This window comes from Actinomyces sp. HMSC075C01, assembly GCF_001812965.1.
Classification (GTDB): Bacteria; Actinomycetota; Actinomycetes; order Actinomycetales; family Actinomycetaceae; genus Actinomyces; species Actinomyces acetigenes.
Window position 1 is genome coordinate 1 of the sequence record NZ_KV810920.1, and the last position, 1,781, is coordinate 1,781.

Below are 1,781 nucleotides of genomic sequence, written 5' to 3' on the forward strand. Positions count from 1 at the left end.
AGGTCGCCATCGGGGTTCTCACCGCGGGCCTGGCTGCCCCCTGGGCGGTGACCTCAGCCGTCGCTGAGGTCTCCTCCTGGGTGACCCGCCTGTCCAAGGAGGTAGCCGACACCGTCCTGTCAGCCAAGAACCTCAAAGACCTTCTGTACACAGCAAGAGCTCTGTTCGATGACGTAGCTACGAGTTTTGCCCACATTCCATCTAAGATCGGCGACGGTCTCGCTAGCATTCCCACCAAGGTCAGCGAGACGGCCTCTCGGGGGGTAGAGAACCTGGCTAAGGGCGCCGACCGTGGCGTCGAGAACTTTTTGGGCGTTGTGGACCAGGCAATGCCACAAACTCGTTTGGTCACCCCTGATGGACGAGTCGTGACTCTCGCCGACCAATGGCGCATGATGCGCCAAACTGACACACCCAGATACAGCGGAGGCGGCAGCGGCCCCCGGGGTGGAAATGGCGCAAAGAGCGTCCCCGTGAAGAAGTCGCAGGAGGCCTACGACCGAGCTAAAGAACTTAAGAAGAATGTTTCATCAGAAAAGAGAGTCTTCCTTAAGAAAACAACCTCCTCCGACCATGTGGAGACACTCAGTGGGTGGAGCATGAAAGGTCGCCCAGAAAATTTCCAGGAGCCTAACATTAACGAGGTTCTCGCTAAGCAGGAAGAGATCGGTCACGACGTCAGGCGAGCCGGAGCGCTTGACCACGGCGTAGACGGCCAGTACTATGCGTCACATGCGGAGCGTCAGCTTTCCATCAACGCTGAGGAACCCTACATTGGTGTTTCGAAAGTCTGCTGCAAGAACTGCCAGCAGTATTTTTCGAAGCTCGCTCAGCACGAGGGGCGTGACTGGTATGTCACAGACCCGAAGGGGACATTGGTGTTTGGCGCTGACGGTTCCGTAGTCCGGCAGAAGTGACACTGTTCAGATTCAGAATTGATAGCGGAAGTGGATTGAGAGAGGTTGTTGTTGGATGATTGATATGGGTGCTGTGCGCGTGGAGGTTGAGGCGGCTCGTGGTGAGCTGGTCGATGCGGGCAACGTCAAAGGGATCCTGAGCCTGCCGGCTCGCACACGGATCTGGCGGGCGATGCTGGACCCTCAGGACGCTGAACGCTCCTACCGGTGCCGCACGGAGCTGAAGATGGCCTGCCTTCGCCGCGTCCTGCCCCTGTGGGAGCGCGCCTTCCCCGGCGACAACAGGGTCCAGGAGATGCTGAACCTGACTCGGGGCCTCATCGACGCCAGCCAGGACCCCGACGACGCCGAGATGGCCAGTGACGAGTTCCTGGCCGACGTCTACGACGAGATCGAGGACTTCGACGCCGTCACCCAGCCTGCCGCGTTCGTGGCCAACGGCGCCGTCAACCTGGTGGGCTCAGCCCTCGACCGCAGCCTGGACTTCGACGTCGTGGGAGACATCGAGGACGACGACGAGCTGCTGCCGGACTCCCTCGAGACCAGCTACTGCTGCGCCAGCGCCGCAGCCGGGGCACTGAACTGGCAGCCGTTGGAGGACACCGACGTCGATGCCCGCCGGGCCTTCTGGCTGTGGTATCTCGATGAGGCCATCCCGGCTGTCCTTGAGGCTCAGTGACCACACAGTGACCGCCAGCCGGGCTCACCGGCGCTCAAGCAGGAGGAATCAGATGATCGACATGGGTGCGGTGTGCGCTGAGGTTGGGGCGGCTCGTGCTGAGCTGCTCGATGAGGAGGGCAACCCCAAGGCGATCCTGTCCCTGGGGGCTCGTAAGCGGGTGTGGCGGGCCATGATCGACCCCG

General features: G+C 61.4%; 1 protein-coding gene and 1 pseudogene. Both read left to right on the forward strand.

The window, feature by feature from the left end:
• Positions 1 to 917, forward strand: a pseudogene (locus tag HMPREF2883_RS14960) (nucleic acid/nucleotide deaminase domain-containing protein); the annotation flags it as partial.
• A 55-nt stretch (positions 918 to 972) separates the two neighbouring features.
• On the forward strand, positions 973 to 1,596 hold the full coding sequence (locus HMPREF2883_RS00305) for an Imm5 family immunity protein (RefSeq protein ID WP_343283836.1): 624 nt from the start codon (positions 973 to 975) through the stop codon (positions 1,594 to 1,596).
• The last annotated feature ends 185 nt before the right edge of the window (positions 1,597 to 1,781 follow it).